Raw genomic sequence first — 11,942 nt, forward strand, 5'->3', positions numbered from 1 at the left:
GCACTCGGGGCGAGTCCTAGATATCGAAGACCTCACCGGGCGAGACCGCGTGCACCGGACCGGTGAACTGCGCCTTCGCCTCCGCGATGACGTCCTCGCGCGAGGTCCACGGCGGAATGTGGGTCAACAACAGCTCACCCACCCCGGCCTGGGCGGCGACCATCCCGGCCTCGGTGCCGGACAGGTGGATGCCCTCGGGACGATTGCCCGGATCGTGCGTCCAGGACGCCTCGGCCAGCAGCACGTCCGCACCCTGCGCGAGTTCGAACACCGCCGGGCACAGCGCGGTGTCCCCGGTGTAGACCAGGGTGCGTCCGGCCGCGGTGGTGATCCGCAGCCCGTAGGACTCCGGCGGGTGGTACATCCGGCGCGCGGTGAGGGTGTGCCCGGGGCCGAAGGTGATCTGCTCGCCTTCGGTCCAGGCCCGCATATCGATCACATCGGACCAGTCGTCGCATTCCCCGCCGACCTCGGCCGAGGCGTTGCCGATCCGGACCGGCGCGTCCGAGGGGCCGCGCACGATCGCCCGGCCGCTGGGCGGATTCGGGTGGTACCGCCGCCACACCAGCAGACCCGGCAGATCCAGGCAGTGGTCGGCGTGCAGATGGGTCAGGAAGATGTCGACCTCACCCGGATCCAGGTGCCGCTGCAATGCGCCCAGCACGCCGGGACCGAAGTCGATCACCGTCGGAGTCATCTCCGGGCCGGTCAGCAGATATCCGGAGGCGGGGGAATCCGGGCCGGACACACTGCCCGAGCACCCGATGACGGTAAGGCGCATTCCCCCATGCTCCCACGCTGCACTACTGGTCAAGAGGGGATCCCCCAACTCGTCGGCCGGGGTCCACAGCCGTCACGGCGAGGCGGGGCGGCCGACACTATCCCCGCGACGTTGACGACGTTCATTACCGGAGAGTACCCAACCGGCGATCAGTCCACCCAACGCGCCGAAAAGATGGGCTTGCCACGAGATTCCGGCTTGTCCGGGTAGTGCACCCCACAGAATTCCGCCGTACAGCAGCCCGACGACCACCCCCAACCCGATCTGCCAGAGGTTGCGCGTGAACAGCCCCCGCGAGATCAGATACAGCAGCCACCCGAACACCAGCCCCGACGCACCGACCGTGGTCGTGCCCGACGGGCTGATCAACCAGGCCCCCAGTCCGCTGACCACCCAGATGATCGCCGTCGCCCCCAGCCCCCGCCCGATTCCGGTGAGCAGGGTGAGTAGTCCGAGCACGATCACCGGCAACGTATTGCCCATCAGATGCGCCCAATTGGCATGCAGCAGCGGCGCGAACGCCACCCCCTCGAGCCCCTCGGCACTGCGCGGCCGGATCCCCGCCTGATCGAGATCGTGCCCCGCGAGCACATCGATCCCCTCGATGACGTACAGCAGCGCGACGAACCCGACCGTGAGCGCGATCGCCCGCGTCCACAACTGCCTGGTGGCCACCCGCGACCCGGCCCCGGACGCCTTGTCCAGCTGCGCGCGCACGGACGCGATCCGATCCGGATCGAACGACGATCCCATCCCCGCGGCCATCGGACCTCACCTCCTAGCGAGGACCGATACACCCCGGCGACGGCCGGACGGTTCGGAAACCGGACCCCACTACTACGAGAGTACTGACCACCTCCGACAACCCACACCCACCGAAGCCTCGACTTCGGGACGCAACCACCGACGCGCCCAGCGGCGAATCATCTCCGTCCGGCTGGAAGTTGCCCGCGAAGCGAAAGGCTCAGCAAGGCCAACTCCAAGGGTTTTCGGCGCGGCTCGTCGTTCAGCCCTCGAAGCGCATGGCCGGAGGCCGAGTCTCGAGGGGTGAACGACGAGCCACACGGGCGCCGAAAACCTGCCGGAGCGAAGCGGAGGCCAAAAGCTCAGGCCCAGAGCTGGCCTTCGAGTTTGTCCTCGGCCTCTTCCAGAGTTCCGTCGTAAGCGCCGGTCGACAGATATTTCCACCCGCCGTCGGCCACCACGAACGCGATATCCGCGCGTTCACCCGCCTTACGCGCCTTCGCGGCCACCCCGAGCGCGGCATGCAGGATCGCGCCGGTGGAGATCCCCGCGAAAATCCCTTCCTGCAACACCAATTCGCGCGTGCGGCGCACCGCGTCGTACGGCCCGACCGAGAAACGCGAGGTGAGTACGGATTCGTCGTAGAGTTCGGGAACGAATCCCTCCTCCAGATTGCGCAGCCCGTAGACGAGTTCGCCGTAGCGCGGTTCGGCGGCGACGATATCGATATCGGAAACCTGTTCGCGCAGATAACGTCCCGTCCCCATCAGGGTTCCGGTGGTGCCCAGCCCGGCCACGAAATGCGTGATCTCCGGCAGATCGGCGAGAATCTCCGGCCCGGTGCCCTCGTAATGCGCCAGGGCGTTGGCGGGATTGCCGTACTGATACAGCATCACCCATTCGGAATTCTCCGCGGCGATCTTCTTCGCCAGTGCCACAGCCTGATTCGAACCACCGGCCGCGGGCGAATCGATGATCCGCGCGCCGAACATGGTCAGCAGCTGACGCCGTTCCACCGAGGTGTTCTCCGGCATCACGCACACCAGCTGATAACCCTTGAGCTTGGCCGCCATGGCCAGCGAGATACCGGTATTGCCGCTGGTCGGCTCGAGAATCGTGCAACCGGGCCGCAGCAGCCCCCGCGCCTCGGCCTGTTCGATCATCTTCAGCGCGGGCCGGTCCTTGATGGAACCGGTCGGATTGCGGTCCTCGAGTTTGGCCCACAACCGCACGTGATCGTCGCCGTCCCACTGCGGCGACAACGTGCGCAGACCCACCAGCGGTGTATTACCGAGGGTCTCGATCAGGGATTCGTAGCGCGCCACGGGAATTCAGCGCGCGCCGCCGGCGACCGCCGGCAGGATCGTCACGGTGCCGCCCTCGGGCACCTCGGCCGCGAGACCGCCGGTGAAACGCACATCCTCGTCGTCGACGTAGATGTTGACGTACCGGTTCAGCTTGCCGTCCTTGAGCAGCCGCTCGCGCAGGCCGGCGTGGTTGGCCTCGAGATCATCGATCACCGCGGCGAGCGTCGCGCCGGTGGCCTGCACCCGCTTCTCACCTCCGGTGAGCGGACGCATGATGGTCGGGATGGACACGGTTACCGACATGGGTGACTCCTTGTTCTTCCTGGTCGGGACGGCTGCATACATGACTCGCGAGCGAACTCGCTCACGAAGCGGCGTAGTCCGGCACGATCCGGACGGGTTCCTCGGCGACCTCACCGTCGAGGATCCGGTAACTGCGCAGTTCGTGCCGCTCGGGATCGCGGGTGGAGATCAGCACGTAGTGGGCGTTCGGCTCGGAGGCCAACGAGATGTCGGTGCGGCTCGGGTACGCCTCGGTCCCGGTGTGCGAGTGGTAGACCACGACGGCCTCCTCATCGCGATCGTCCAGCTCGCGCCACACCCGGAAATGCTCACCGGAGTCGAAACGGTAGAAGGTCGGCGAACGTTCGGCGTTGATCATCGCGACGAACCGTTCGGGACGATCCGAACCCTCGGGCCCGGCGATGATGCCGCACGCCTCGTCCGGATGATCGGCGCGCGCGTGCGCCACCATCGCGTCCACGAGTTCGGCCTTGATCACCAGCACCTGTCGCATCCTTCCGTTCACGCCCGGCGAATTCCGCAGCGCGGGGCCGGAACGCTGTCCTCAACGGTCGAGAATATTCGGCTATTCCCCGCTCCGGCCCCGCAGCCCCCGCATTTCCCGCGACGTCCCGGGAAATGTGGTGGTCGCGGGAGCTGTCAATACTTTCGCGCAGTGAGATTCGAATCGGGAATTCGCGGCGGGATATCAGGGGGCCAGCGCCCGCAGCAGCGAGTCCTGCATCCAGGTTAGCCAGTGATAGACGTCCAGATGCGGGGCGCGCGGATCGTCCGGGTGCAGCCGGTCGGGCGTGTCGGCGTCGATGCCGATGGCCGTGCCCAGGGCCAGCCGCACATCGTTGAGGGCGTTGAGCCAGGAGTCGGCCTGTTCGGGGGTCAGCAGGATCTTGCCGCCGCGCTCGGGCAGCGTGTCCAGCACCACCGAGCCCGCGGCCACCTTCCGATCGATGATGTCCGGCTCGTGCAGACCGCGCAGCGCGCTGTTGAGATCGGCGCGATCGGCGTCGGGGGACCCGGCCTCGGGACGGTGGAAGTCCGGCAGCAGGCGCGCGAGCCGGGGATCCTCGGGGGGTGTGGCGTTGCCGATGCGTAACCCGGTCAGCTGGGCCAATTCGTCGTCGGGACCGGAAGAGGCCCGTTCGGTCAGCAGCCCGGTGACCGCCCCGACCAGCGAGCGCAGCACCTCGGCCTCCCGCGCGTCCATCTCCGACCGCAGCTTGAGCCCGCTCAGCGAGTTCTTTCTGCTCCACTTGCGCACGGGTTCACGGTAGTCGCCCGTCTCATTCGTCACGTTGCATGGTCGCCCAGAGGCCCGCGGCGTGCAGACGCTGCACGTCATGTTCCATCCGGTCCCGCGAGCCCGAGGAGACCACCGCCTTTCCCTCGTTGTGCACCTGCAACATCAATTCGGTTGCCTTGCCTTTGCTGTACCCGAAGAGCTTCTGGAAGATGTAGGTGACGTAATGCATCAGATTCACCGGGTCGTCCCAGACGACCGTCACCCACGGCCGATCCTCCGCCTCGAGGATCTCGGTGGCCTCGATCGCCTCGGGAACGGCCTGGCCCGCCATCAGCACCCCCGGGCCCGCCGTGTGCGCCACCGTCGCGCTCGCTCCGCCCGTATCGGCGGCGACCCGGACGGCGTCCTTCATGCACAAGCCCATAACCCTCAGCGTACGACTCGGCACCGGAGAAACAACACCCGACCGACGTCGTTTCCGGGGCCCTCGCGGCGCGATCCGCGACGCGTTCGTTGTCTACAGTGACGACGTGGATACCGCACATGTCGCAACCAGCACCGCGCTGCTGACCGACCAGTACGAACTCACCATGCTCGCGGCCGCGCTGGCCGACGGATCGGCGCATCGGCAATGCACCTTCGAGGTATTCGCGCGACGATTGCCGCACGGCCGCCGATACGGTGTGGCCGCGGGCATCGGGCGAATGCTGGACGCGCTGAGCGAATTTCGTTTCCGCGAACCGGAACTGGCGGTCGCGGAGAAATTCCTCGACGCCGCCACGCTGAACTGGTTGCGCGATTACGAGTTCCGCGGCGATATCGACGGATACCGCGAGGGCGACCTGTATTTCCCGGGTTCGCCGATCGTGTCGGTGCGCGGCAGTTTCGCCGAATGCGTGATCCTCGAGACGCTGATCCTGTCGATTCTCAACCACGACAGCGCGATCGCGTCCGCCGCGGCGCGGATGGTCAGCGCCGCGGGCGGGCGGCGGATGATCGAGATGGGTTCGCGGCGCACCCACGAGCTGGCCGCGCCGGCCAGTGCGCGGGCGGCCTATCTGGCCGGCTTCGACGCGACGTCGAATCTGGAAGCGGTGCGCCGCTACGACGTTCCCGGCGCGGGCACCAGCGCGCACGCGTTCACGCTGCTGCACAGCGGTTCGGACGGTTCGCACGAGGCCGCGGCGTTCCGCAGTCAGATCGAGGCGTTGGGCGTGGGCACGACGCTGCTGGTGGACACGTTCGACATCACCCAGGGCGTGGCCACCGCGATCGAGGTGGCCGGGCCCGAATTGGGCGGTGTGCGAATCGATTCCGGCGATCTGGGCGTGCTGGCGCGGCAGGTGCGCGATCAGCTCGACGCCCTCGGCGCGACCCGCACCCGCATCGTGGTCTCCGGCGATCTGGACGAGTACGCGATCGCCGCCCTGCGCGCGGAACCGGTCGACGCGTACGGCGTGGGCACCTCCCTGGTCACCGGCTCGGGCGCGCCGACCGCCGGGATGGTCTACAAACTCGTCGAGGTCGAAGGCGTTCCGGTGGCCAAGCGCAGCAGTCACAAGGAGTCCCGCGGCGGCACCAAACGCGCGGTGCGGCTGTCCCGGCGCACGGGCACGATCGTGGAGGAGATCGTCTATCCCGCAGCGGGTCCCGCACCGGACACCGACGGTTTCGAGGTCCGCGAACTGCTCACCCCCATGGTGCGCGGCGGCAAGATCCTCGACGACCGCCCGGCGCTCGCGGACAGTCGCGACCTGGTCGCACGCGGGCTGGTCAGCCTGCCCTGGGAGGGGCTCAAGCTCTCCCCCGGCGAACCGGCGATCCCGACCACCTTCCTGTAGGAATCCCGGCCCGACCGGCAGCCGCCAGGATCGACCCGAAGTCACCGGGCCCGGCCCGCACTCACCCGACATGCGTGTGTCGCATCAGGGTCTCGCACCCCCTGCGTGGCAGGGTGCCGCCGCGCTAGGTTCGATACTGCGGCCGGACACACCCCGGCCGGGCGGACCTCCGGGCCGGAGCATCCGGTACCGGCAGCGAAATCGAGGTGCGAGAGATGACCAGGGCACTCATCGTCGTGGATGTGCAGAACGATTTCTGCGAGGGCGGATCGCTCGCGGTCGCGGGCGGGGCCGCGGTCGCCGGGCGGATCAGCGCGTACCTCGGCGCGAGCGAATACGACGCGATCGTGGCGACACGCGACTACCACATCGATCCCGGCGCGCACTTCTCCGAGGATCCGGACTACGTCGACAGCTGGCCGCCGCACTGCCGCGTCGGCACGCCCGGCGCGGACTTCCATCCGGATCTGGACACCGCGCCGATCGAGGAGGTCTTCTCCAAAGGCGCCTACACCGCCGCGTATTCGGGTTTCGAGGGCAGCGCAGAGACGGGCGCCTCACTCGCGGATTGGTTGCGCGCCAAGGGAATCGACTCGGTCGACGTCTGCGGCATCGCCACCGACCACTGCGTGCGCGCCACCGCCCTGGACGCCCGCGCGGCGGGCCTGCACACCCGCGTCCTGCTGGATCTGACCGCCGCGGTCTCCCCCGACACCGCCGCGACCGCGCTGACGCAGATGCGCACCGCCGGAATCGAACTCGCCGGACACGCCGAACCATGAGTGGGCATTCGCTCTGCGGGTAGCCCCTCGCACGACTAGTTTGACGGTGTTGAAGACTGGACGGGGTCCGCGGACCGGTTCCAACACTACGGAAGACGAGGTCATGTCCGACACCAACTACTCGACCGACCGACATCGGGTCGGGCGCGCGATCGCCGATATCACCGGCGAACCGGCCGAGGCAGGGATGCTCGGATACGGCATGGCCGATCAGAAGAGCACCGGTATCCACACCCGATTGCGTTCGCGCGCTTTCGTATTCGCCGATCCGATCACCGATCGCCGGGTGCTGCTGATCGTCAACGATCTGCCGCTGATCTTCTCCAGCATCACCCAGGAGGTGCTGCGCCGCCTCGCGGGACGGTTCGGCGACACCTATCACGAATCCAATGTGATGATCACCGCCACGCACACGCACTGCGGGCCGGGCGGCTATTCGCATCACACGCTCTACAACAAGACCACCGACGGGTTCCGGCCCGCGACGTTCCGCGCGATCGTCGAGGGCATCGTGGAGGCGGTCGAGCGCGCGCACGAGGATCTGGCCCCGGCCACGATCCGGTTGGCGCACGGCGAACTGCGGGATGCGAGCGTCAACCGGTCGCGGGCCGCGTTCGATCGAAATCCCCAGGCGGACAAGGACTTCTTCCCCGACGCCATCGATCCGCAGACCACCCTGCTGCGCATCGACCGGGACGGTGAGCCGGTCGGCGCGATCGACTGGTTCGCCGCGCACAACACCTCGATGACCAACCGCAACACGCTGATCAGCGGCGACAACAAGGGGTACGCCGCGTATCACTGGGAGCGCGTCGTCGAGGGTGTGGACTATCTGATGGATTCGGAGGATCCGGATTTCGTCGCCGCGTTCGCGCAGACCAACGCCGGTGACGTCTCGCCGAATCTGGACGGCGCGCCCGGCCACGGCCCGACCAACGACGAAGTCGAGAACACCCGGATCATCGGCACCCGCCAGTACGAGGCCGCGGCGAAACTCTCCGACGGGTACATGGCGCGCATGGCCGGGGACATCGACTGCCGGTTGATCCACGTCGACCTGTCCGCGATGACGGTGTCCGCGGAGTTCACCGGCGACGGCAGTGAGCACCGCACCGGTAAGCCCGCCGCGGGCGCGTCGGCGCTGGCCGGTGCGGCCTTCGACGGGCCGACCAATTGGAAGACCTTCCACGAGGGCCGTAATCCCTTGTGGGACTGGATGTCCAAGCTCGCGTACCGCTTCGGCGCGAAGCTGCGGGACGCGCAGGCGCCCAAGACGATCGTCGCGCCCAGCAGTGTGCTGAATCGTTTCGGCGGACCGTACGTGCAGGAGATCGCGCCGGTGCAGCTGATCCGGATCGGCGAGTTGTACCTGATCGGCATCCCCGGCGAGGTGACCATCACCGCCGGTCTGCGGCTGCGTCGCACGGTCGCGCAGATCGTCGGGGCGGAACTGCCGAACGTGCTGGTCGCCGGGTACGCCAACGCGTACATCCACTACATCACCACCCCCGAGGAGTACGACGAGCAGCGCTACGAGGGCGCGAGCACGCTGTTCGGACGGTGGGAGCTGCCCGCTCTGCAACAGGTGGCCGCCGGCCTGGCGACCGCGATGCGCGACGGGGTGCCCGTCTCGCCGGGGATCGCTGCCCCCGATCTGGCCGATCTGCCGAAACCGACGAAAACCACTCTGCCACCGGACTTTCCGCCCGGGGGCAAACATTTCGGCGACGTCGTCACCGAACCCGAGGGCTCCTACCGCGCGGGCCAGAAGATCGTCGCCGAATTCGCCGGCGCCCACCCCAACCGCGACCTGCACCGCGGCGGCACCTACCTGATGGTGCAACGCTACGAATCCGGCCGCTGGCGCGTCATCGCCGACGACGGCGACTGGTCCACCACCTTCCGCTGGACCCGCGGCGCCGCCTCCAGCTCCCTGGTGACCATCACCTGGAACAGCCCCGCCGACACCCCCCAGGGCCGCTACCGCATCCGCTACTACGGCGATTCCGCCAGCCACAGCGGCGAACGCATCCCGTTCTCCGGCACGACGCAGGAATTCGAAGTCAGCAGCTGAGGCTGTGTCTTCGGCCTCCGCTTCGCTCCGGCGGGTTCGCGGCCCCCGAAGGCTCACCGATGAGCCCCGTGTCGGGCACTCGTTCCTCGCACCCGCCACGCGTCTCATCGGCAAGCCGGGCCGCGAACTTTGCTGTCGGCGTTCCATGGGGTCGGCGGAACCGGGCGGGCGGCTCGAGGGGAGTTGCGTGGCCTTGCGGATCGGCGGCTGGGGGCCATGTCTGTGATGGGTTGTCGGTGGCTGGCGCTAGTCTGCCTGGGTGCCCGAACTTCCGCCTGTGCCAACCCTGTTGACGACCGCCGTCGAAGCGCTCGGCGGTAAGGCGCGCAAGGGGCAGCAGACGATGGCGGCGGCGGTCGCGCATTCGATCGATACCAAGGAGCATCTGGCGGTTCAGGCCGGGACGGGGACGGGTAAGTCGCTGGCCTATCTGGTGCCGAGTCTGCGGCACGCGGTGCAGAGCGGGCGCACGGTGGTGGTGTCGACGGCGACGATCGCGTTGCAGCGGCAGCTGGTGGATCGGGATCTGCCACGCTTGACCGAGGCGCTGGCGGGGCCGTTGGGGCGCAAGCCGAAGTTCGCGATTCTCAAGGGGCGCAACAACTATCTGTGCCTGAACAAGATCAACAGCGCGATCCCGGACGAGGAGCCCGAGGCCGAACTGTTCGACGCGTTCGCCATCTCCCGCCTCGGCCGCGAGGTGCAGCGGCTCAACGACTGGGCCTCCGACACCGAGACCGGCGATCGCGACGAGGTGGCCCCGGGCGTCACCGATCGGGCGTGGCGGCAGGTCAGCGTGTCCTCACGCGAATGCCTGGGTAAATCGCGCTGTCCGTTCGGCACCGACTGCTTCGCCGAACGCGCCCGCGCCGAATCCGGCCAGGCCGATGTGGTGGTCACCAACCACGCGCTGCTGGCCATCGACGCCATCAGCGGCATCCAGGTGCTGCCCGAACACGACGTCGTGGTGATCGACGAGGCACACGAACTGGTCGACCGCGTCACCGGCGTCGCGACCGCGGAACTGTCCACCGGCGCGATCAGCGCCGCGGCCAAACGCTGCGCCAAACTCGTCGACCAGCAGGAGGTCGATCGGTTCGAGGAGGCCGCCGAAGCCTGGCACGAACTGCTCGAGGAACTGCCGCCGGGCCGCTGGGATCAACTGCCCGGCGGCGCGGGCCCGGTGCTGGCACTGATCCGCGACGCCGCCTGGAATGTCCGCACCGCGCTCGCGCCGCCGGGTTCCGGTGCGCCACAAGGAGATCCGGAGGACGTCGCCGCCCGCAACATGGCGTTGTCGGCGGTCGAGGAGGTGCACGACGCCGCGGTGCGCGCGCTGACCACCTTCGAGGAGTCCGATCCGGCCGCCCGCCGCGACGTCATCTGGCTGGCCGCCGACGAGTTGCGCGGCATCGCCCGCCGCACCCTGCACATGGCCCCGCTCTCGGTCGGCGGCCTGCTGCGCAGTCGCCTGTTCGGTACCGCCACAGTGGTTTTGACCTCCGCGACGCTCCAGGTGGGCGGTTCGTTCGACGGCCTGGCCATCACCTGGGGCCTTCCGGCGCAGTCCTCGAACCGCGTGGATGCCGCGCTGGCCAACGGCGGCGAGGCCCCCTCGGATTCCGATGTGGTGCGCTGGAATTCGCTCGACGTGGGTTCCCCCTTCGATCACGCCAAATCCGGAATCCTCTATGTCGCAAAGCATCTGCCCGCCCCCGGCCGCGACGGCCTGTCCCCGGCCTACCTCGACGAGATCGATCGCCTGATCCGCGCCGCGGGCGGCCGCACCCTGGGCCTGTTCTCCTCGATGCGCGCCGCCAAGGCCGCCACCGAGGCCCTGCGCGACCGCCTGGACACCCCGATCCTGTGCCAGGGCGAGGACGCCACCGGCGCACTGGTCCGCAAATTCGCCGACGACCCCGAAACCTCCCTGTTCGGCACGTTGTCGCTGTGGCAGGGCGTGGACGTCCCCGGCCCGTCCCTGAGCCTGGTCATCCTGGACCGCATCCCGTTCCCCCGCCCCGACGACCCGCTGCTGGTGGCCCGCCAGAAAGCCGTCGAATCCCGCGGCGGCAACGGTTTCATGGCCATCGCAGCCAACCACGCCGCCCTGCTGCTGGCCCAGGGCACCGGCCGCCTGCTGCGCAGCGTCGAGGACCGCGGCGTGGTCGCCATCCTCGACTCCCGCCTGGCCACGGCCCGCTACGGCTCCTATCTGCGTGCATCCCTGCCGCCCTACTGGGAGACCACCGACCCGGAGGTCGTCGTCAAGGCTCTCGAGCGCCTGACCGCCGCCGCGAAGTAGGGCTTCACTTCACGGCCAGCGTTATCGCCGCCGCGACAACCCCCAGCGCGACGGCTCCCAGCCCCCACACGGGGCCTCGGCGCTGCCAGGGGCGATCGTGGTCCAGCGAGATCCGGCCCGGTCCGGCGCAACCGAGCGCGACCGCCGCGACGATCAACAAGACCGCCGAGGAGGCCGCGACCAGGCCATGCGGCCAGGTCACGTGTACGGCGTTGATCATGGTGCCGATGACGACGGCCGCGGCGAGCGGGGTCAAGAGCCCGAGCACCAGCAGCGCACCGCCGGTGAATTCGCACAGCCCGGCCAGGGTGCCGAACACTCTGCCCGGCTGATACCCCATCCGGTCGAAGCTCTCGGTGGTCCGCTGCCATCCGGCGCCGTGGAACCAGCCGAACAGTTTCTCGCTCCCGGTGACGAACAGTAGGCCGCCGCAGCCGACCCGGAGCACGAGCAGACCGATGTCCGTGCCCACCGTGTCGGCGGCGGAGGTGCGCGGCGCGTGTGGCGCGGTGGTGTCGGTGGTCATATCGAGACCACGACACCGGACGCCCCCTGGTTCGCCCGA

Annotated in this window: 12 protein-coding genes; 4 read left to right on the plus strand and 8 right to left on the minus strand. The window is 68.6% G+C overall.

Annotated features, from left to right (window positions below):
• Positions 1-16: 16 nt before the first annotated feature.
• The 7 genes from NRB20_RS33720 to clpS form a co-directional block, all read right to left on the minus strand.
• Positions 17-781: a cyclic nucleotide-degrading phosphodiesterase gene (locus NRB20_RS33720; RefSeq protein ID WP_153415463.1), complete on the minus strand. Its 765-nt coding sequence runs from the start codon at positions 779-781 to the stop codon at positions 17-19.
• A 72-nt stretch (positions 782-853) separates the two neighbouring features.
• Positions 854-1,546 (minus strand): rhomboid family intramembrane serine protease, encoded by a 693-nt coding sequence (locus tag NRB20_RS33725; protein WP_227834125.1) that lies wholly within the window; start codon positions 1,544-1,546, stop codon positions 854-856.
• A 341-nt stretch (positions 1,547-1,887) separates the two neighbouring features.
• Positions 1,888-2,850: a PLP-dependent cysteine synthase family protein gene (locus NRB20_RS33730; protein WP_319945739.1), complete on the minus strand. Its 963-nt coding sequence runs from the start codon at positions 2,848-2,850 to the stop codon at positions 1,888-1,890.
• Positions 2,851-2,856: 6 nt separating this feature from the next.
• Complete coding sequence (locus tag NRB20_RS33735; RefSeq protein WP_153415464.1) at positions 2,857-3,135, minus strand: MoaD/ThiS family protein; 279 nt, start codon at positions 3,133-3,135, stop codon at positions 2,857-2,859.
• A gap of 61 nt (positions 3,136-3,196) precedes the next feature.
• Entirely contained in the window at positions 3,197-3,619 is a 423-nt protein-coding gene (locus NRB20_RS33740) for a M67 family metallopeptidase (protein ID WP_319945740.1), read from the minus strand.
• Between the two features lie 204 nt (positions 3,620-3,823).
• The gene (aosR, locus tag NRB20_RS33745; protein WP_319945751.1) at positions 3,824-4,393 is read right to left on the minus strand and encodes an oxidative stress transcriptional regulator AosR; all 570 of its coding nucleotides are present in this window, start codon (positions 4,391-4,393) and stop codon (positions 3,824-3,826) included.
• A 22-nt stretch (positions 4,394-4,415) separates the two neighbouring features.
• Positions 4,416-4,706: an ATP-dependent Clp protease adapter ClpS gene (gene clpS / locus NRB20_RS33750; protein WP_153415493.1), complete on the minus strand. Its 291-nt coding sequence runs from the start codon at positions 4,704-4,706 to the stop codon at positions 4,416-4,418.
• A gap of 199 nt (positions 4,707-4,905) precedes the next feature.
• On the opposite strand from clpS, the gene NRB20_RS33755 reads away from it, so the two are divergent.
• The 4 genes from NRB20_RS33755 (at position 4,906) to NRB20_RS33770 (ending at position 11,377) form a co-directional block, all read left to right on the plus strand.
• Positions 4,906-6,216, plus strand: a complete 1,311-nt coding sequence (locus NRB20_RS33755) for a nicotinate phosphoribosyltransferase (protein WP_319945741.1) — start codon at positions 4,906-4,908, stop codon at positions 6,214-6,216.
• Between the two features lie 215 nt (positions 6,217-6,431).
• The gene (locus NRB20_RS33760) at positions 6,432-6,998 is read left to right on the plus strand and encodes a nicotinamidase (RefSeq protein WP_153415468.1); all 567 of its coding nucleotides are present in this window, start codon (positions 6,432-6,434) and stop codon (positions 6,996-6,998) included.
• Between the two features lie 103 nt (positions 6,999-7,101).
• Positions 7,102-9,072 carry a neutral/alkaline ceramidase gene (locus NRB20_RS33765; protein WP_153415469.1) on the plus strand — a complete coding sequence of 657 codons (1,971 nt, stop codon included), beginning with the start codon at positions 7,102-7,104 and terminating at the stop codon, positions 9,070-9,072.
• Positions 9,073-9,331: 259 nt separating this feature from the next.
• On the plus strand, positions 9,332-11,377 hold the full coding sequence (locus NRB20_RS33770; protein WP_319945742.1) for an ATP-dependent DNA helicase: 2,046 nt from the start codon (positions 9,332-9,334) through the stop codon (positions 11,375-11,377).
• Between the two features lie 4 nt (positions 11,378-11,381).
• Here the strand turns inward: NRB20_RS33770 and NRB20_RS33775 are convergent, their stop codons facing one another.
• Positions 11,382-11,903: a DoxX family protein gene (locus NRB20_RS33775; RefSeq protein ID WP_153415470.1), complete on the minus strand. Its 522-nt coding sequence runs from the start codon at positions 11,901-11,903 to the stop codon at positions 11,382-11,384.
• Positions 11,904-11,942 lie beyond the last annotated feature (39 nt).

Origin of the sequence: Nocardia macrotermitis (assembly GCF_009604405.1) — a bacterium.
GTDB classification, from domain to species: Bacteria; Actinomycetota; Actinomycetes; order Mycobacteriales; family Mycobacteriaceae; genus Nocardia; species Nocardia macrotermitis.

What these genes read in the sequence shown, in the direction of transcription:
- NRB20_RS33720 (WP_153415463.1), bottom strand. Translation starts at nt 781, where the DNA reads ATGCGCCTTACCGTCATCGGGTGCTCGGGCAGTGTGTCCGGCCCGGAT.
- NRB20_RS33725 (WP_227834125.1), bottom strand. Translation starts at nt 1,546, where the DNA reads ATGGCCGCGGGGATGGGATCGTCGTTCGATCCGGATCGGATCGCGTCC.
- NRB20_RS33735 (WP_153415464.1), bottom strand. Translation starts at nt 3,135, where the DNA reads ATGTCGGTAACCGTGTCCATCCCGACCATCATGCGTCCGCTCACCGGA.
- clpS (WP_153415493.1), bottom strand. Translation starts at nt 4,706, where the DNA reads ATGGCGGGCCAGGCCGTTCCCGAGGCGATCGAGGCCACCGAGATCCTC.
- NRB20_RS33760 (WP_153415468.1), top strand. Translation starts at nt 6,432, where the DNA reads ATGACCAGGGCACTCATCGTCGTGGATGTGCAGAACGATTTCTGCGAG.
- NRB20_RS33765 (WP_153415469.1), top strand. Translation starts at nt 7,102, where the DNA reads ATGTCCGACACCAACTACTCGACCGACCGACATCGGGTCGGGCGCGCG.
- NRB20_RS33775 (WP_153415470.1), bottom strand. Translation starts at nt 11,903, where the DNA reads ATGACCACCGACACCACCGCGCCACACGCGCCGCGCACCTCCGCCGCC.